Below are 18,532 nucleotides of genomic sequence, written 5' to 3'. Positions count from 1 at the left end.
GTCGGGAAAGCGCCTGACATCCAGGGCGCACGCCGCATCGCGCGGCGCGCTGCCTTTCTCAGGGTTGTCGCTCGCCTGACTCGACGGCCTGAATCCAGACGTCCAGGTCCCCGGCGTGCGCCGGCCAGCAGTAGCGGTGGTCGTGCGACGCCCCCTGGGCCCAACCCATGCCGCGCAGCAGCAGGGCCAGGGGGTTCGCCGCGGGCGCGGCGCGCGGGTCCAGGGCCCGCTCGATGGTGCTGGCCAGCGCGCTGAGGTGCGCACGGCGCGCGCGCGAACCGGTCGCCGCCTGCGCCTCGATCCAGCCCTTCAAGTCGCGCAACTCGGCGCGCACCTCGGCCTGGCCGTTGTCCACCCCGGTCAACGCCGCCAAGCCCACGGGCTGCAAGCGGGCCACCAAGGTGTCCACGTACTGCCGCTGCAAGCCCCGGCGGTTCGCGTCGATCGGTGCGCCGGCCTTCAGCTCGGTGAACACGCCGCGCCGCAGGTCGGCCAGCAGGTCGTCCAGGCGGTAAGCCTGGGCGCCCAATTGCGCCTCCTGGGCCGCCAGGCGCTGCGTGCGCCCCGGCTCCAGCAGCAGGCGCAGCAGGCCGCGTTGGTACAGGGCCAAGACCGTGCTCGGCTCCCAGGTGCGCAAGCGCTGGGTCACGGCCGGGTCCAGCAGCCACTGCGGGGGGGTCAGCAGCTCCTCGCTCAAGAACTTCACCGCGCGGGCTTGCTGCGCCTTGGGCACCGGGACGGCAATCGCGCCGGGTTGGTCGTTGTGCTTGTTCTGCACTTCGTAGCCGCCCACCACCGCCATGGCGTGGCCGATCTCGCGGCCCCATTGCGACCACGTGGCGCGGTACAGCTCCTCCAGGGTGCGGTCGTCCTGGCCGTCCTTGGGGGCCAGCGCCGGCAGCATCTTGACCACGCGCTTGAGGTTGCGCAGCCCCCAGCCCGAGGCGGTCACCGGATCGGCGTCGCCCACGGCTTCGAGGTTCTCGCCCGCGTCGCCGCCATCGCCCTTGGGGGCGCTGAAGCGCAGCCAGGGCTTGCTGTCTTGCTCGCGCGCCCAGGCGTTCAGCTGGGGGCGTTCTTCCTCCGGCGTCTTGGCGTCGGGGATCGGGGTGTAGCCCCAGCGCGTGGCGAACACGTCGTACGGCCCGATCTTCGGGATCAGCAGCGCCGGGTCCACCTTGTCCTCGGGCTGCACCACGTAATTGAAGCGGCTGTAGTCCATGATGCTGGGCACGTGCCCCATGGTCTTGAGCCAGGCCGGGTCCCGCAGCTTGGCCACCGGGTACAGCGAGCTGGACTTCATGTTGTGCGGGAAGCCCAGCGAGTGCCCCACCTCGTGCGTCACGACGAAGGCGATCAAGTCGCCCATCAGGTCGTCGGGCAGGGGCAGGCGCTGCGCGCGCGGGTCCAGCGGCCCCACCTGCGTCAGGTACCAGTCGTGCTGCAGCTGCAGGATGTTGTGGAACAAGACGATGTTGGCGTTCAGGATCTCGCCGCTGCGCGGGTCCGCCAGGTGCGGGCCGTAGGCGTTGGGCGTGGGCGAGGGCACCCAGCGGATCACGCTGTAGCGCACGTCCTCGGGATCGAACTCCGGGTCTTCCTCGGGCGTCGGGTAGGGGCGGGCCTGCACGGCGTTCAAGAAGCCCGCGGCCTCGAAGGCGGCGTTCCAGGCCTCCACGCCCTTTTTGATGTGGGGCACCAAGGCCGTGGGTGTGGCCTTGTCGATGTACCAAACGATGGGCTTGACCGGCTCGCTCAGCGCCGCGCTCGGGTCTTTCTTCTCAAGGCGCCAGCGCGTGATCAAGCGCTCGCGCTTGACGGCCTGCATGCCCGCGCCGAAGTCGTTGCGCGCCACGCTGAAGAAGCCCACCCGGTCGTCCATCAGGCGCGGCACCATGGGCGTGCTGGGCAGCTGCACCAGGCTGTAGGCGACGTTGACCGACAGGCTGCGCGGCGGCGTGAGGGCGAAGTTCGGCAGGCCCGGCATGCCGGGCATGGGCATGGCCCCGACGGCGTAGGTGTGCACCGCGTCCACGCGCACGCTGCCCGGGAAGGCCTTGGCGTGGTCGATGTAGCTGCGGTTGCTGTCGACCGAGCCGCGCACCATGCTGCGGGCGCTGAAGTCGCCCACTTCCGAGTTGAACAGCCGCGTCACCTCGATCACCGGCGCCCCGTCCTTGCCGAAGGCTTCGATGGGGAACACTGTGAGGATCGCGTCGCGCTGCGACAGGCGCACGGCCTCGGCCATCGGGTTGCCTGGGTCGCTCACCGAGTCTTGCGACACCAGTTGCAGCATCACCCGGTTTTGCTTCTGCACGAAGCGCAGCACGCCCTGGTTCAGCGTGCGCCCCACGTGCTCCTGGCCGGCCGGCACGGCCGTGGCGTTGGCCACCATCAGCAGCGGTTGCTCCAACAAGGCCTTGGGGATCTCGAAGTACAGCTTGTTCTTCAGGCTGTGCACGCGGAACAGGCCTTCTTGGGTCTTGGCCTCGGCGGTGATGACCTTGTCGAAGGGCCGCGGCTCGCCCGGCTCCAAGCCCATCATGCCGGGCGGCAGGCCCGGGCGGCTCGCCCCGGTGGGCGTGGCGGGGGTCGGGCTGGGGGCGGGCGTTGGTGCGGGGGGCGGCGTTTGCGCTTGAACGGCGACCGTCCCCAAGGTCCACATCAGCGCGGCGGCCATCGCCCCGTATCGCATTTCGTTCTTCATGGCGTCCCTGGTGGCGCACGCCGGGCGCGGCGCGCCGCCGCATGATAGGCAGGCCCCCTGGGGCCATCGGCCGCCTTTCTCGGGGGGGTCAGACCGTGGCCTCAGCGGGCCGCGAATGGCGTCGGATCGCAGAAGCACTGCGCGCGCACGAAGAGCGCGCCCTTCCAGCGCTGGCGGGCCAACTCTTCGAAGCGCAGCGGGTGACCGTCGAGTGTGCGGCCGGTCTCCCCGGTGGGGATGAGGCGCTGCAGGGTGCCGGGGCTGGGCCTGGGCGGGCTCAGCGTGGGTTGGTTTGCAGGGTCCACTCGACCTCGCTGTAGCGCACCACGCGGCCGTCGGCCCAGCGCACTTGCAGCGAACGCCGGTCCGACACCGGCACCAGCAGGCAGCCTTCCTCGCGCACGTCGTCCACCGAGACCCGAACGGCAGAGAACTCGTCGCGCGAACAGCCCTTCAAGCCGCGAAAGGCGCTGAAGATCACGAAGCGCGTGTCGCTGTCGGCCTTGGGACGCAAGGTGCCCGACATCACGCCAGCGAGGGGGCCGGTGGCCTCGGGCGCATGGCGTGCGGGGGCCGGTGGCGGCCGGAACTCGGTGCCTTGGGCCGGGCCCGACGCAGGGGTTTGCGCCGTGCTCGCACGGCCCAGAGCCATCAAAAGGAGGGCCAGCGGCCACCGCCATCGGGAAGAAGCACGGACCATGAATGGGTTCGAGCAATACCTGGGGGTCGCCAGTTTGCCGTGCCAGCCCGCGGCGCCGCGCGCAGACTCACTGCTCGGCAAACACCGCCTTCAGGTCCTCGATGCGCCGCTCGGCGTGCTTTTGCAGGCAGCCGGTGAACATCAGGTTGCGGATGGTGCCGCTGACGTGCTGCAGGTACACCGCTTCGCAGTCGGCCTCGCGGAACTTGACCCAGGCGCGCTGCGCTTCGACGAGCTTCTGCCGCGTGGCCGAGAACTTGTCCATCTCGGTGTCGGGCTGCTGCAGACTCTTCAGCGCTTGTTGGTAGGTTTGGTTGAGCCTCAACTCCACGGCCTTTTGCTGGCGCGCGGCGCATTCGTTGAGCTCGGGCGTGGTCTGCGCCTTCTGGCAGTCGAGCGCATGGGCCGGGCGGGCGGCCAGCAGCAGGCAAGCGAAGGGCAGTGCCCACACGCGGCAAGAAAGGCGGCAAGAGCGGCGGGATGGCATGGCGGGGGCTCCTTGGGGGCGGTGGGGCGTGCGCCCGGGGCGGGGCCGGCCAGTGTGCGCCCGGCGCGGTGGGCCCTTCCTAGAATCCGCGCCCCTCAATCGCCGCCCTCCCGCGTCAGGCCCCCATGGACATCGTCGTCAACGAAGCACTCAAGGCCTACATCGAACCGCTGACGCCCGACGAGCACGAGGCCCTGGAGCGCAGCCTGCTGGCCGAGGGCTGCCGCGACGCGCTGGTGCTGTGGGGCAATGTGCTGGTGGACGGGCACAACCGCTATGGCATTTGCCAAAAGCACGGCCTGCCCTTCCAGACGGTGCAGAACCCGCGCTTCCAGTCGATGGAGGACGTGCAGCTGTGGATGATCGACCAGCACCTGGGGCGGCGCAGCCTGTCGGACTTCCAGCGCGGGGTGCTGGCGCTGCGCAAGCGCGACCTGGTGGCCGAGCGCCGCGCGCGCCAAGCCGTGCCGGAACCCGCCGCGGTGGCGCCCGATGCCACGCCGGCCCCGGCGCCCGCACCGGTGGCCCCCGCCGACGCCTTGGCCACGCGCGAGGCCCTGGCCAAGGCGGCGCGCCTCAGCAGCCACCAGGTGCAACTGATCGAAAAGATCCAGAAGCAAGCCGCGCCCGAGCTCGTGAACGCGGTGAAGGCCGGCATGGTGTCGCTCAACGCCGCGGCGGCCGTGGCCAGCCTGCCGGTGGAGGAGCAGGTCAGCGTGACCGCCGCCGGCGCCATGGAATTGAAGCAAGCCGCCAAGCGGGTGCGCGAGGCCAAGCGCAAAGAACCCGCGCCCGCGCCTGCGATGGAGGCCGCCGCGGAGGCGATCGCCCCGCCCACCCTGGAGGCCTTGCGCGAGCGCGTGGCGGCACTCGAGGCCGAGAACGCCGCCCTGCGGGCAGAACTCGCCGCCCTGCGCGGCGAGGCGGGTTGAGCTAGCGCGGCGGCGGCAGGGGCTCGCCCCACATGCGCGGCCACAGCCAGCGCAGGGCCGCGCCGGCGTCGCCCCGCCCGCCCACGGCCGTGGGGGGCGACAAGGGCGCGATGGTGGCGCTGCCCCGTCCGACACCGAAGGCGAACACGTAGGCCGGCTCCTGGCCCATGCGCAGGTCGTGCACCACCACGGTGTCGCCCTCGCGCGTGAGCTTGTAGAAGCCCTGGCTGAAGCGCTCGATCGCCACCAACGGCGGGTGGCCGCGCAGCGGCTCGGCCAGGGCCAAGCCGCGGTCGAAGCGGTCGAACTGCACCGTTGATGTTTCGTCCAGCAGCGAGTGAAAGCCCTCGAGGTAGCGGTCGCCCGACACGACGACCACGCGCCACAGCAGCGTTTGCAGTGGGGCGGGCGTGACCAGGATGCGGTCTGCCGGCACCCCCTGCGCCGCCAAGCTCCGCTCGGCCACGCCGCGCACGTGCTGCTGCGCCAGCGCACCCCAGGCCAGGTAGGCCACGGCCAGCCCGAAGCCCCAGGCATTGGCGCGCAGCGCCGAGGCGGGGTCGCGCCGGGCGAGCGCCACGCCGGTGCCGATCAACAAAGGCAGGGTGACGAGGGGGTCGACGATGAACACGCTGCCCAGGCCGTAGGGCTGGTTCGTGAACGGCAGCAGCAACTGCGTGCCGTACACGGTCAAGGCGTCCAGCAAAGGGTGGGTGATCAAGGCCAGCCCCACCGCCCCACACCAGCGTCGCCAAGCGCCCCACTCGCGCAGCGCGCCGGCCACCAAGGCGGCCAGCAGCGGCGTGGCCAGCGTGAGCCACAGCAAGGCGTGGGACTCGGCGCGGTGCAGCACCATGTTGGCCACGGGGTCGCCGTGGTCGATGAGCACGTCCAGGTCCGGCAGGGTGCCGACCACGGCGCCCACCAGGACCGCCTTCCACACGGCGGTGCGGCGCCCCATGGCGGCCACGCTCACGGCGGCGCCCAGGGCGAGTTGGGTCAGGGAGTCCATGCGAGGCGAAGGCGGGGAAAGAGGGCGAGCGGCTGCGCATGTTGGCGCGGGCCCGCGGCCCCTGGGGCGCGCAGGGGCATGCCCCGCCGGCGCCCAGGAGTCAGCGTGGGCCTGGCGAACCGGGGGCCATCAGCGCGGCCATGGCCCGGGCGGCGTCGGTGCCTTCGGCCAGCAGGCCCTGCACGGTGCCGCGGTGGTCGCCCGAGGCTTCGTCCTGGCTGGCCTTGCGCTTGCCTTCGAGCCGGTCGATGGGGATCTCGATGCCCACGATGGCGCGCACCAGGCGCTCGATGTACGCGGGTGGGGCGTCGTCCACGCGCCAGGGCTGGGGGCGCGCGCCCTCTTGCTGGTTCGTCAGACGGTGCAGCAGCGCCAGCAGGGCGGCCGGGTCGTCCAGCACGCGGGCCGTGCCGTGCGCGTGCACGGCCGCGTAGTTCCAGGTGGGCACCACCTCGCCGGTCGCGGCCTTGGACGGGTACCAAGACGGGGTGATGTAGTGCTGCGGGCCTTGGAACATCACCAGCGAACGGCGGTCGGGCTGCAGCTCGCGCCACACGCCATTGGCCCGCGCCACGTGGCCCATCAGGGTGCCGAAGGGCCCGCGTTCGCGGTCCAACACGAAGGGGACGTGGTTCGCCACCAGGCCTTGCGGCGTGGGCACGACCCAAGCGCCCAGCGGGTGGGCATCGATGAGGGCCTGCTGGTCGGCCAGCGCGGGCAGTTGGTGGTCGCGGCGGATGTACATGGCGTGCATCGTAGGGAACGCCACACCCGCCCGGTGCGCCCTGAACGCTCAGGGCGCGCGCTGGTACACCCGCACGTGCTCGATCTCGAACTGGATCGGGAAGATCGTGTCGTCCACCGGGCCGCCGAGGTCGCCCCCAATGGCCAGGTTCAGGATCATGAACTGCGGCTTGTCGAAGGGCCACTGGGCGGGGCCGGTGCCGGCGTTGCGGTACACGGCGTGCTGCACGCCATCCACGCCGAAGCGCACCTCGGTGGGCGTCCACAGCATTTGGTAGTTGTGGAACTGGCTGCAGGCCGTGGCCAGGGTGCGGCCGTCGCCCTTGCCGTTGGCGCCGCTGCCCGAGGTGGTGTGCACGGTGCTGAAGACCCAGTCCGGGCGCTGGCCCATGTGCTCCAGGATGTCGAGCTCGCCGCCGGCCGGCCACTGGCCTTCGGCACCCAGCATCCAGATGGCGGGCCAGCTGCCCTTGCCGCAGGGCATCTTGGCGCGCACCTCGACAAAGCCGTAGGTCCACTGCGCCTTGCCGGCGGTGATGAGGCGCGCCGAGGTGTAGGCCTGGCCGCCCCAGTCGGGCGCGCTGCTCAGGGCCTCTTTGCGGGCGGTGATGACCAGCTTGCCGTCGCGCACCACGCTGTTCTCGGGCCGGGCGTTGCTGTAGTACTGGAGCTCGCGGTTGTGCCAGCCCTGCTTGTTCATGCCGATGTCGTAGACCCACTTGGACGCGTCGGGCAGGCCCGGGGTGTCGAACTCGTCGGCCCAGACCAGGCGGTGGTCGGCGGGGCGTTCCAGGGCGGTGGGCGGTGTGGTGGGCACGGGCGTGGTGGCCGAGGTGGGGGCAGGACCGGCGTCGGCCCCACCACCGCCGCAGGCGGCCAGGGTCAGGGCGGTGAGCCAGGAGCAGGGGGCGGAGCGGAGGCGCATGGCGATCACGGGGTGAGGGTCAAGCGGCCGGGGCCGCCGCCGTGGAAGAGGGGCCGGAACCTGGGTGGGCCAGGCGCCGGCGGGTTGCGTTCAGCATGCTTTCGGCCACCGGTAAGGAGGCCGGCACGCCCAGGAGTGAAAGCGCTTTCATGATCCATCAGAAGGGGGCGGCGGGTCAAGTGCCGAATCCCCTAGCCCGGGGGCGGCAAGGCCTTTCGTGCTCCGGGAGCTCGCTCCTGCCCGCGGGCTTGCGGGGCGGTCAAGCGCCCTGGGCGCGAAACGGGGCGCACAGCTGCGCGACGTAGTCCTGGTGCCCTGGCAAGCTGTCCACCAAGCGCCGCGCGCGCAGCTCGATGTCGCCGAGGAACTTCTGCAGCTCCTCGCGCCCCATCAGGTCGGCCACGGGGTGGTGGCGCTCGGGGGTGATGCCTTGGCCCATCATGACCTGGATCCAGGAGTTCTCGGCGAACAGCTCGTCGCTGGGCCGGAACACGCGGCCGGTCTGCTGGAACAGCTCGATGCGGTGGCGCAGGGAGGGCAGCAGGTCCATCTCGCGCACGTGCTTCCACAGGGCGGAGTCGTTGCGCGCGTTCACGTGGTAGTGCAGCACGATGAAGTCGCGGATGTGCTCGAGGTCGCGCTTGGACTGCAGGTTGAACTCGTCCACGTCGGCCTGGCTGATGCCCCCGGCGGGGAACAGCTGCATCAGGCGGATGGCGTGGCGTTGGATCAGGTGGATGCTGGTGGATTCCAGCGGTTCCACGAAGCCGCCCGCCAGGCCCACGGCCACGCAGTTGCGCTCCCAAACCTTGTGGCGCTGGCCCGGCAAGAAGCGGATCACGCGCGGCTGGGTCAGCAGCTCGCCCTCGACGTTCTGGCGCAGCACCTCCGGGGCGTCGGCATCGCTGAGCTCCTTGCTGCTGTACACGAGGCCGTTGCCGACCCGGTGCTGCAAGGGGATGCGCCACTGCCAGCCGAAGCGGTGGGCGATGGACCGGGTGTAGGGCCAGGCCTCGCGCACCGAGGCGGTCTGCACCGCCACCGCGCGGTCGCAAGGCAGCCAGTAGGACCAGTCCTCGTAGCCCACGCCCAGGGTCTCGCCCAGCAGCAGCGAGCGAAAGCCGGTGCAGTCGATGAACAGGTCGCCCTCGACGCGGCTGCCGTCCTCCATCTGCAGCGCGGCGATGTCGCCCGCGCGCGCGGCCCCAGCGTCCACCTCGTGCTGGAGCACGCGGGCGATCTTGCCCTCGATGCGTTGCACGCCGTGGGCCTCGCTCATGCCGCGCAGGAACTTGGCGTAGCGGCTGGCGTCGAGGTGGTAGGCGTAGTTCAGGGCGCCCCGTTGCACGTGGGCGAAGCGGTTGGCGAAGGCGGCCACCGTCTCGGGGTTGTAGTCGGTGTAGTTCCGCGACAGGCCCCACTCGCGGCCCTTGAGCCAAAAGTGCTGGAAGCCCGCGCTCCAGTGGTCGTTGCCGGTGCTGCCGAAGGAGTGGAAGTAGTTTTCGCCGATGGCCTTCCAGCCTTCGAAGTGGATGCCCAGCTTGAAGGTGGCGTTGGTGGCCGCCATGAACTCGGCCTCGTTGATGCCGAGCAGGTTGTGGAAGGTGAGCAGGGCCGGGATGGTCGCCTCGCCCACGCCCACGGTGCCGATCTCCTCGGACTCGACGAGTCGGATGTCCAGGCGCTTGCCCAGCAGCTTGCTCATCAGCGCGGCCATCATCCAGCCGGCGGTGCCGCCGCCGGCGATGACGACGCGGTGGAAGGTTCTCGGGGTGGTGTTCATCGTTTGAGCTGGTTCAGGAGTTGCGCGCGCGCTTGGCGCGAAAGGGGCTCGTCGATCGGGCCGAGCAGGCCACGGGCGGCCTCGGGGATGTGGGCCCAGGTGTCGGCGTCGGCCTCCCAGACGAAATGCTGGAAGTGGTGCTGCCAAATGCGCCGCTCTTTCTCGGGCAGGTCGCGCAGGGTCATCAGGGCCAGGCGCAAGGTGCTCAGCGGCGAATCGACGTGGTCGGGCGTTTGCCGCCACCAGGCGTTGATCAGCAGGTTGACCGGCGCCAAGCCCTCGACATGGTGGAACCACATGCTGGGGATGAAGATGGCGTCACCCGGGTCCAACTCGACCTCTTGGCGGGCCGCCCAGGCGGTGGCGAAGCGGGGGAAGCGCGCATGGTCGGGCTGGGCGAAGTCCACCAGGCTGATCGGCTGCCCGGCGGGCGTGGGGTCGAGGGGGCCGACGTAGAGGTTGTGGATCTGCTCGGGCGCGAACAGCGTGAAGCGCCGGCGCCCGGCGGCCACGACGGCCAGGTTGTCGGGCAGGTCGTAGTGGGCCGCGATGCGCGTGCGGTTGCCCAACCACAGGCTGACCAAGGGGTCGAAGCGCCCGAAGCCCATGGGGTTGGCGGCCATGAAGCCGGGCAGCACGGCCTCGACGGTGGTGGAGCCCACGTACAGCGCCGGCGGCTCTGGGTGCTGGGCCACGCCCAGCAGCCCGCTCAGCACCTGGTCCAGCGTGGCGGCGAAGCGCTGGAAGTTGAAGTCCTGCAGGGTGTCGTCGGCGTAGAACACGCGGCCGCGGGCCGACGGTTCCAACTGGAACAGGCCGATGCGCACGCCGTTGTACAGGCCCATCAGGTAGCGGGCCAGGTCCGCGTCGGAGCGGCGGGCCGCCTGCACCACGGGCCAATGCGCGAAGCCGCCGCGCACCACACAGGGCCGGTCGGCCGTCAGCAGCTCGGTGGGCAGGGCCTCGGGGTCGAAGGGCCCGGTCCAAACGGGGACGTCGTTCATCGCGGTGTCAACGGCGGTGGCTGCGGTCCACCAAGCCGGTGAGTTGGGCCAGCGACGCGATCTGCATGAACATCGGCATCAGGTGACCCTCTCGGGCGAGGGCTTCCAGGCTCGCGCCCGGCAGACCCAGCAAGCGCTCTTCGTTGATCGTGAACAGGCCCGTGAGCCGGCCTTGCACCCCGTCGGGGCGCTCGATGTCGATCACGAAAGGCTCCAGCAGTTGGTGGCGGTTCAAGGCCTCGATGAAGGCCGGCAACTGCTGCGCTTGGGTGTGCAGGCTTTCCATCAGTTGGACGACGTGGTCGAGGTGCTCGCTGAAGCCGCCATGGGGCAAGAACAGCGCCGTTCCCACTTCGCCTTGCTCGGGGCGCACGATGCGCGGGCTGTCCAGGTCGATGTGCAGCTTCAGGCTGCCGTCGGCGGCGCGGCCGATCAAGAAGGGGTCGCGCTGCAGCGCCATGGGCACCACGGGCGCGTCCCAGCCCCCGTCGCCGAGGAACAGGTTCTGCCCTTCCTCCAGGCCGAACAGGGCCACGGGCTGAAACCCGACCTCGCCCTCCACGTGCTGGAAGGCGATCGGGAAGTGGGCTTGCAGTTGGCGGAACTCCGCCGGCAGCGCGAGGCAAAAGTGGCGCGCGTCGCCCAGCGCGGCCGAGCGCTCGGTGTGGATGCGCAGGTGGCGGTGGTTGACGTTGTCGAGCAGGGTGGGGCGGGTCATGTCGGGGTCTTGTGAAGGTGGTCGATCAGGCCGCGATGGCTGGGCAGGGCCGGCAGGTAGCGCTGGGCCAGCCGGTGCGCCTCGGCGAAACAGGCGTGGGCGGCTTGCAGTTTGTCCGGGCTCAGGGGCCCGGCGTCCGGGCGAAAACCCATGCCGTACAGCACGTACTGGTAGCTCGCGGCCGGGAACACCTCGTCGATGCGGCCGAAATCGTGGCGGGCCGGGGCCCGCAGCCGCCACATCGGCAGCAGTTCGCGCAGGCGCTCGGGCCAGCTGGCCGGGTCGCGGTGGGCGCGCCAGTACGCGCTGTCGTCGCGCTCGGACAGCAGGTAGTGCAGCTTGAGGAAGTCGATGACGCGCGCCCAGCGGTAGCCGAAGTCGTCGTTGAAGCGCCGGGCCACCGCGTCCATGCTGGCGCGCGACATCGGCAGCTCGTCGCACAGGCGCTGCACCGACAACTCCACCAGCGCCAAGGCCGAGGCCTCCAGCGGTTCGATGAAGCCGGACGACAGGCCGATGGCCACGCAATTGCGCACCCAGAAGCGCTCGCGGTAGCCGGGGTCGTAGCGGATCGAGCGCGGTGCCGGGCGCTCGTCGGGCGCGCCGGTGGCGCGCAAGTAAGCCTGCAGCGCGGCCTGGGCCTCGTCCTCGCTGGCGTGCGCGCGCGAGTAGACACAGCCCACCCCGCGGCGCGTGGGCAGGCCGATGTCCCAGATCCAACCCTTGGCCCAGGCGGTGGCGATGGTGCAGGTGGCGATCGGGCCCTGGGCCTCGGCGTAGGGCACTTGCACCGGCAGCGCGGCGTCGTTGAACAGGACCTCGCGCTCGCTCTTGAGCGGGACGCCGAAGTGCTGGCCGATGAGGCGGGCCGACAGGCCCGAGCAGTCGATGAACAGGTCGGCGGCCAGCGCGCCGTGGGTGCGGGTTTGCAGGGCCGCGATGTCGCCGTTCTCGTGGGGGAGGACGGCGTCGACGTGGTCCACGCAGTGGCGCACGCCCAGCGTCTGCGTGGCGTGCTCGCGCAGCAGCTGCCCGAACAGCCCGGCATCGAAGTGGTAGGCGTAATTGGCCACCGCACCGAACTCGGGCGTCTGGGCCTGCTTGGGCGCCCGGCCGGCCTCGCAAACCTGGACCGAGGGGCTGGTGAGGTCGGCGAAGGGCCGCTCGGGGGCGGTGGCCAACCAGGCGGAGACCAGGTCCACGTCGCCGTGGCCCACGGGCAGCATGAAGGGGTGGTAGTAGCGGTCGCCGTCGGCCGCGCTGGCGCCCCGCTGCCAACCGTCGAAGCGCGAGCCCTGCTTGAAGGCCACCTGGCAGCGGCGAACGAACTCGGTCTCGGACAGCCCGATGCGGCGCAGGGTGTCGCGCATGGAAGGCCAGGTCCCCTCGCCCACGCCAATGACGGGCACCTCGCTGGATTCGATCAAGGTGATCTGCAAATCCGGGTGCTCGGCGGCCAAGAGGCCGGCCACCAGCCAGCCGGCGGAGCCGCCGCCCAATACGGCCACGGTGCGCAGTCGCTCGTTCACAAGCCAATCCTCAACACGGGTACGGGTGCGATGGGGTCGGTGCCAGGGGCGGTCGCGGGGGGCCCGTGAGGGCCACCGCGGCGCGCTTGCCCAGCGCCGGTTCCCGACTGTGGCGCAGCGCGCGCACGCTGGCACCGATCGCCCGGCTTGACCCCAAGAAAAAAGGGCCGGTTGCAGCCGGCCCCCCAAGTGATGTCCGCGGTGACGAAGCGCCTGCGACCTGCGGGCGCGCTCGCCGCCGCGGGGCGACCCGCAGGTCGCCTCCCCCCATCGCTCAGAACTTGTAGACCGCGCCGATCGTGAACCGGCGGCCCAGCTTCGTCACCGAGCCGATTTGGTTCTCGTTGCGCATGTGGGTGCGCACGTACTGGTCGGTCAGGTTGATGGCTTCGAAGCTCAGGCGCAGGTTCTTGTCCAGGTTGTAGCTCAGGGCCAAGTCGAACTGGCCATAGGGCTCAACGTACAGGGGCTGGGCGCCTTCCACGCCGCCGAAGTTGGCCACCAAGAACTTGCCGCGCCAGTTGTAGGCCAGGCGGGCGCTGAAGGTGTCGTTCTCGTAGAAGCCGACCAGGTTGCCCGAGTCGCCCATGCCCGGCAGCACGTCGCTTTGCGCCCCCGGCTTGTTGTTGTCGTAGCTGCGGTCCGACTTCACCTTGGTGAAGTTGCCGCCCAGGCCGAAGCCGGTGCCGCTGAAGATGTGCTGCGCGTTCAGCTCGATGCCGTTGATACGGCTCTTGCGCTCGTTGTTCTCGAAGCTGCCCAGCTTGAACACCAGCAGCGGGTCGCCCGGCTGGCCCGTGATGCTGCGGTTGGCCACGTCCACGCCCGGCGAGCCCGCCAGGTTGGCAAAGATCCACTGGCGGATGCAGCCCGAGTCGGTCGGTGCGCAGCCGCCCGTTTGGATGGCCTGCCGGTAGTAGGCGCCGCCCACCGGGGTGGTGAGGCCTGCGATGGTCTGGTTGGTGATGACCGGCGCGTTGTAGTCCTTGACCTTCTTCAGGAAGTAGCTCAGGGCGACGTAGCTGCTCTTGGCGTAGTAGTGCTCGGCCGAGAGGTCGAAGTTGTTCGACTGCAGGGGCTTGAGGTTGGGGTTGCCGATGGCGCCGGTGCCCCCGTCGATGCGCGCGATGCTGTTCAGGACCCGACCGCCCAGCGCGTTCCAGCCCGGGCGCCCGATGGTCTTGCCGTAGCTCAGGCGCAGCTTGGTCTCGTCCGTGAGGTCGGCGCTCCAGTCGATGGACGGCAGGGCGTAGCTGTACTTGCCCGAGCCCGAGGAGGTGCTGCTGCCGCTGGAGATGACGGCCAATTCGTTGTCGCCCGTCCAGCGCACGGCGGTCGGCGTGGACTGCACGCTCGGCGACTGCACCTTGGTGCGCTCGTAGCGCAGGCCGGCCGACAGGTCCATCGGCACGCCCCAATCCCAGGCCAGGTTGTACTGGCCGTAGACGGAGTCCGATTTCTCGGTCGTGCGCAGGTCGTCGGTGAAGTTGAACGAGGCCTTCAGCAGGTTGTCCGAGCCGAGGGCCTGGATGGCGGCGGCGCGCAACTGCTCGAAGTTGAAGGTGTAGAAGCGGTTGTACAGGCGCGGGTCGTTGGCGCCCGGGATGCCGCTGAAGTACTGGCTGATCGAGGCCGCCGTGAAGAGGTTGTCCGGCAGGGCCGCGGGGCCGCCGGCGGCGTTGGCGCCCCAGCTGTCACGCTGCACGTTGGCAAAGGCCGAGCGGTTCTTGACCTCGGTCAGGGCCACGCCGAAGTCCAAGCTGCTGTCGCCGTTGATCTTCCAGTTGCCGTTGGTCTGCAGCTGTTGGACTTCGTTCTTTTGGTAGCTGTTGCCGAACACCGAGCCTTGCAGTTGCATCAAGGAGGCGTCGAGCGCGCCGCCCTCGATGTTCAAGACCGGGAACTTGTTGCTGAAGTCGACAAAGGTGTTGCCGCGGTTGAGCATGGCCGTGCCCATCACGACGCTGGTGCCCAGGGGGTCGTCGGCGCCCGAGGTGGCCGAGGACTTGTGCATGTCGAAGTCGAACTTCAGCTCGTTGCTGGCCTTCCACTTCACGTTCAAGCCGACCTGCTGGTTCTTGGTCTTGACCTGCGTGCGCGAGCCGCCCATGGCGACGTCGGAGCCGCTCATGTTCTCGCCGTAGATGATGGGCGAGGAGGGCGAGCCGGTTTGGTACTCGCCGAACTGGCCGTTGTAGTTGAACCAGGCGGAGATGTCGTTGCGGCGCTGGCGGAACTTCTGCTCCGACATCACAAAGTCCAGGGTGGCGACCACGTCCTGCACGGGCTTGACCTGCACGACCATCTGGCCGTTCAGGCGCTCGCGGTGCACGCCGGTGAAGGCGTAGTTCAGGTTCTGCGGCACGCTGTAGATCGAGTTCGGGCCCGGGCGGTTCTTGATGGCGCCCCAGGCGGCCGGGGGCAGGCCGCCCCACTGGGCGTTGCCACCGCCCCAGTCGTTGTCGACCTTGCCGTCGAAGGTCTTCCAGCCGCTGGTGACGGCCGCCGACGAGTAGCCGGAGTCGCGCTCTTGGTAGGTGCCCATGAGCGCGATGCCGAAGGTCCCGTCGGCGCTGACCGTGCTGTAGATGGCGTTCAATTCCGGCGTGACGGCCTTGCCCTGCTGCTCGGCGGGCACGTTGCGGGCCGTCTCGTCGTTCACCAGCTTCACGCCGACGTGGGCGATGGTCTGCTTGATGTCGAAGGGGCGCTGGGTGCGGACGTTGACCGTGGCGCCCATGCCGCCGGTCGGGCTGCTGGCGCGGCTGGTCTTGTAGACCTCGAGCGCGGCGATGCCGTCGGACGCGAGGTTGGAGAAGTCAAAGGAGCGCGAGGCGGGCGCGCCGCCGTCGAAGCTGGAGCCGGGCATCTGGCGGCCGTTGAGCAGCACCAGGTTTTGATCGGGGCCCATGCCCCGCACCGTGATGCGCGTGCCTTCGCCATTGCTGCGCTCGATGGACACGCCGCTGATGCGGCTGAGCGACTCGGCCAGGTTGGTGTCGGGGAACTTGCCGATGTCCTCGGCCACGACGCCGTCCACCAGGCCGCGCGACATGCGCTTCAGGTTGACCGTGGTTTCCAGGCTCTTGCGGATGCCCGTGACGACGACGGTGTCGAGTTGCTGGGGTTCCGGTTCGGCGGCAAAGGCGGCCTGGCCCAGCAAGCCGGTCAGGCAGGCGAGCGCGATGGGCTTGAGGCGCTGGGGGCAGCGGGCGCGACGGGGGTTCGGGGTCATCGGGGTCTCCTGCGGTGGACGGGCATGCGTCCGGTGCGGCTCAACCCGCCCGAACGTCTGAAAGCGCTTTCATGTTCGTCATGAAAGGGCTTTCAGTCACTCGTGGATAACCCTGCACCTCGCCGGTGCGGCGTTTGCGCAACGGCGAGCACGGCCTGCACCAAGGCGGTGCATCCGCTTCAGCGGTGCTGGTCGATCAGAACGGGATTGCCGTCGGGGTCGACCAGGGTGAAATAGCCCGGTCCGCTTCGCGCGTTGGGGTCCACCGGGGTGCCAGGCGCCAGGCCTTGCGCGACCAGTTGCGCTTGCAACTCGCGCACGTCGGTGAAGGGGTCGACGTTGGCGCAGCGCTGGTTCCAGCCCGGGTTGAAGGTCAGGGTGTTGCGCTCGAACATCCCTTGAAACAGCCCGATGACCACGTCGTCGGGGTTGCGCAAGATCAGGTAGCGCTGGGCGGCCTCGCCCGCGATCACGGCGAAGCCGAGATTTTCGTAGAAGGCCCTTGAGGCGGCCAGGTCTTGGACGTTCAGGCTGATGGAAAACGCACCGAGTCGCATGGGCGGGCCCTCCCGAAAGGGGCCAGCCTACGCGCTCAGGCGGCCGAGGTCGAGGGGCGCGTTTTGTAGAAGGTGACGGGCTCGGCCTTGAGGGCCTTGAGCACGTGCTTTTGCATCTTGCCGACGACGTGCATTTCGCAAGGCTTGCAGTCGAAGCGCAGGGTGAACACGTCGTCGCCGTGCTGCAGGGTCATGGGCTCGGCGCGCACCGTGCCTTGCACGCCGGTCACGCCCTTGGCCTGCTTGGGGCACAGGCTCAAGCTGAAGCGCACGCAGTGCTTGGTGATCATCAGCGAGGCCTCGCCCAGCGCCTCGTGGCTCTCGTAGGCGGCGCCGATCACCTTCACGCCGTGGCGGGCGTAGAACTTCGCGGCCTGGCCGTTGTAGACGTTGGCCAGGTAGCTCAGTGTGTCTTCCGGGTAGGGCACGGGCGGCTGCACCTCGGCCGCGCGCGGCAGGCGCTCGAAGGCGGCGGCGCGCGCCGCCTCCAAGGCGGCGATGCCGTCGCGGCGCAGCGCGTTGAGCACGCCGGCCGGCAAGAACCAGGGTTGCTGCAGGCTCAGGCGCACGCGGCGGGCCTCGAAGAGCGTGCCGCCCAGCTTGGCCAGGCCTTCTTTGAGGGCCTTCTCGGCCTGGGCCGCGTCGCGCGCCGGCTCGTGGGCATGGGTCAAGCGCACCGCGGCCTTGTGGCCGTGGGCGTCCTTCAGGGCCAACTCGAAGCCGTCGGCGGTTTGCGCCAGGGTCAGGTCGACCGGGATGCGGCGCTCGGCCGAGGGCTTGGCCAGCAGGCGCTCCCAGGCCATGTCGCGGTTGCGGTTCAACGCGGTGCCGGGGAACAAGTCCTTCAAATCGCCGAAGGCCTGGTCCTTGGACAGGTTGGGGTGCACGCGCCAGCGGCTGCCCCCCAGGGGCTCGGCCACGTTCACGGGCACGCCCTGCAGCTCGCCCTGGCGGTCGCGCCAGGTCAGCGCGTCGCCGTTGTGCAGCACGCGCTCGGGGCTCTCGGTGTCCACGTCAAACCAGGCATCGCCCACCTTGGCGACGAAGCCCAGCGGCAAACCGGCGTGCTTGGGCGTGTCGAAGGCGCCGATGTCGATTTGGCGGCCGTGGACGAAGTAGTCGGTGCCGCCGCGGTTGAAGGCCTGCTCGGGCTCGGGGGTGAAGGTGTAGCTGCAGCGGCCGTGGCTGGTGGGCTGGAGCGCGGGGCGGCGTTCGACGATCGCGTCGAGCAGGGTCCGGTAATGGGCCGTGACGTTCTTGACCGTGGCCATGTCCTTGTAGCGGCCTTCGATCTTGAAGCTGCGGATGCCGGCGTCGATCAGGGCTTCGAGGTTGGCGGACTGGTCGTTGTCCTTGAGGCTGAGCACGTGCTGGTCGTGCGCCACGATGCGGCCCTGCGCGTCGCGCACGGTGAAGGGCTGGCGGCACTCCTGGCTGCAGCTGCCGCGGTTGGCGCTGCGACCCGTCATGGCGTGGCTGATGTAGCACTGGCCGCTGTAGGCCACGCACAGCGCGCCGTGGACGAAGAACTCCAGCACGGCGTCGTTCACCTGCGCACGGATGGCCTGGATCTGGCGCAGGTCCAGTTCGCGCGCCAGCACCATCTGGCTGAAGCCGACGTCTTGCAGGAAGCGCGCCTTCTCGGGCGTGCGGATGTCGGTTTGCGTGCTGGCGTGCAGCTGGATGGGCGGCAGGTCCAACTCCAGCAGGCCCATGTCCTGCACGATGAGGGCGTCCACGCCGGCCTCAAAGAGCTGCCAGGCCTGGCGGCGCGCGCCTTCGAGCTCGTCGTCGCGCAGGATGGTGTTCATCGTGACAAAGATGCGCGCGTGGAAGCGGTGCGCGTGGCGCACCAGGCGCTCGATGTCCTCGATCGGGTTGCCGGCCTTGTCCCGGGCGCCGAAGCCCGGGCCGCCGATGTAGACGGCGTCGGCCCCGTGGGTGATGGCCTCGATGCCGATGTCGGCGTCGCGGGCGGGGGCAAGGAGCTCGAGGCGGTGCGCGGCGGTCATGCGGCATTTTAGGAAGCCGCCCCGCGCCCTCGCCAGCACCGGTAGGGACATACCAGTAAGAAACCAGTATTCCAATCGAATACCGCTTGCAACGCACGGACGCCGTTTGTTACGCTGAATTTGGCCACACTGTGGCGGCGCTTCATGGGTGTAATCGCGCAGTTGGGCGATCGAAACTGGTTTGCTA

General features: G+C 69.8%; 15 protein-coding genes. 1 reads left to right on the top strand and 14 read right to left on the bottom strand.

Annotated features, from left to right (window positions below):
* Positions 1–58: 58 nt before the first annotated feature.
* The 4 genes from EOD73_RS14115 to EOD73_RS14100 form a co-directional block, all read right to left on the bottom strand.
* Positions 59–2,707 (bottom strand): zinc-dependent metalloprotease, encoded by a 2,649-nt coding sequence (locus EOD73_RS14115; RefSeq protein ID WP_127683673.1) that lies wholly within the window; start codon positions 2,705–2,707, stop codon positions 59–61.
* A gap of 101 nt (positions 2,708–2,808) precedes the next feature.
* Positions 2,809–3,012: a hypothetical protein gene (locus EOD73_RS14110; RefSeq protein ID WP_127683672.1), complete on the bottom strand. Its 204-nt coding sequence runs from the start codon at positions 3,010–3,012 to the stop codon at positions 2,809–2,811.
* On the bottom strand, positions 2,985–3,359 hold the full coding sequence (locus tag EOD73_RS14105; protein ID WP_127683671.1) for a hypothetical protein: 375 nt from the start codon (positions 3,357–3,359) through the stop codon (positions 2,985–2,987). The genes EOD73_RS14110 and EOD73_RS14105 overlap by 28 nt, the downstream gene beginning before the upstream one ends.
* Before the next feature lie 115 nt (positions 3,360–3,474).
* On the bottom strand, positions 3,475–3,894 hold the full coding sequence (locus EOD73_RS14100) for a lysozyme inhibitor LprI family protein (protein ID WP_127683670.1): 420 nt from the start codon (positions 3,892–3,894) through the stop codon (positions 3,475–3,477).
* A 125-nt stretch (positions 3,895–4,019) separates the two neighbouring features.
* Between EOD73_RS14100 and EOD73_RS14095 the strand changes: the two genes are divergently transcribed.
* Positions 4,020–4,826, top strand: coding sequence for a ParB N-terminal domain-containing protein (locus EOD73_RS14095; RefSeq protein ID WP_127683669.1), 807 nt, complete (start codon positions 4,020–4,022; stop codon positions 4,824–4,826).
* 1 nt (position 4,827) lies between these two features.
* Here the strand turns inward: EOD73_RS14095 and EOD73_RS14090 are convergent, their stop codons facing one another.
* From EOD73_RS14090 to EOD73_RS14045, 10 genes are all read right to left on the bottom strand, one after another.
* Complete coding sequence (locus EOD73_RS14090; protein ID WP_127683668.1) at positions 4,828–5,838, bottom strand: metal-dependent hydrolase; 1,011 nt, start codon at positions 5,836–5,838, stop codon at positions 4,828–4,830.
* 100 nt (positions 5,839–5,938) lie between these two features.
* Entirely contained in the window at positions 5,939–6,583 is a 645-nt protein-coding gene (locus tag EOD73_RS14085) for an FMN-binding negative transcriptional regulator (RefSeq protein ID WP_127683667.1), read from the bottom strand.
* 48 nt (positions 6,584–6,631) lie between these two features.
* Positions 6,632–7,507: a glycoside hydrolase family 16 protein gene (locus EOD73_RS14080; protein ID WP_127683666.1), complete on the bottom strand. Its 876-nt coding sequence runs from the start codon at positions 7,505–7,507 to the stop codon at positions 6,632–6,634.
* Between the two features lie 259 nt (positions 7,508–7,766).
* Positions 7,767–9,290 (bottom strand): tryptophan halogenase family protein, encoded by a 1,524-nt coding sequence (locus tag EOD73_RS14075; protein WP_127683665.1) that lies wholly within the window; start codon positions 9,288–9,290, stop codon positions 7,767–7,769.
* Positions 9,287–10,294, bottom strand: coding sequence for a cupin-like domain-containing protein (locus tag EOD73_RS14070; protein ID WP_127683664.1), 1,008 nt, complete (start codon positions 10,292–10,294; stop codon positions 9,287–9,289). Before EOD73_RS14070 ends, EOD73_RS14075 begins: the two co-directional genes overlap by 4 nt.
* Positions 10,295–10,301: 7 nt before the next feature.
* Positions 10,302–11,012, bottom strand: a complete 711-nt coding sequence (locus EOD73_RS14065) for a SapC family protein (protein ID WP_127683663.1) — start codon at positions 11,010–11,012, stop codon at positions 10,302–10,304.
* The gene (locus EOD73_RS14060; RefSeq protein WP_127683662.1) at positions 11,009–12,541 is read right to left on the bottom strand and encodes a tryptophan halogenase family protein; all 1,533 of its coding nucleotides are present in this window, start codon (positions 12,539–12,541) and stop codon (positions 11,009–11,011) included. The genes EOD73_RS14065 and EOD73_RS14060 overlap by 4 nt, the downstream gene beginning before the upstream one ends.
* Positions 12,542–12,815: 274 nt before the next feature.
* Positions 12,816–15,776, bottom strand: coding sequence for a TonB-dependent receptor (locus EOD73_RS14055; RefSeq protein WP_127683661.1), 2,961 nt, complete (start codon positions 15,774–15,776; stop codon positions 12,816–12,818).
* A 179-nt stretch (positions 15,777–15,955) separates the two neighbouring features.
* Positions 15,956–16,333: a VOC family protein gene (locus EOD73_RS14050; protein WP_127683660.1), complete on the bottom strand. Its 378-nt coding sequence runs from the start codon at positions 16,331–16,333 to the stop codon at positions 15,956–15,958.
* A 35-nt stretch (positions 16,334–16,368) separates the two neighbouring features.
* Complete coding sequence (locus tag EOD73_RS14045; protein WP_127683659.1) at positions 16,369–18,345, bottom strand: peptidase U32 family protein; 1,977 nt, start codon at positions 18,343–18,345, stop codon at positions 16,369–16,371.
* Positions 18,346–18,532: the final 187 nt, after the last annotated feature.

The organism is Inhella crocodyli, assembly GCF_004004565.1.
Classification (GTDB): domain Bacteria; phylum Pseudomonadota; class Gammaproteobacteria; order Burkholderiales; family Burkholderiaceae_C; genus Inhella; species Inhella crocodyli.
This window is presented reverse-complemented; position numbering and strand designations above follow the sequence as displayed.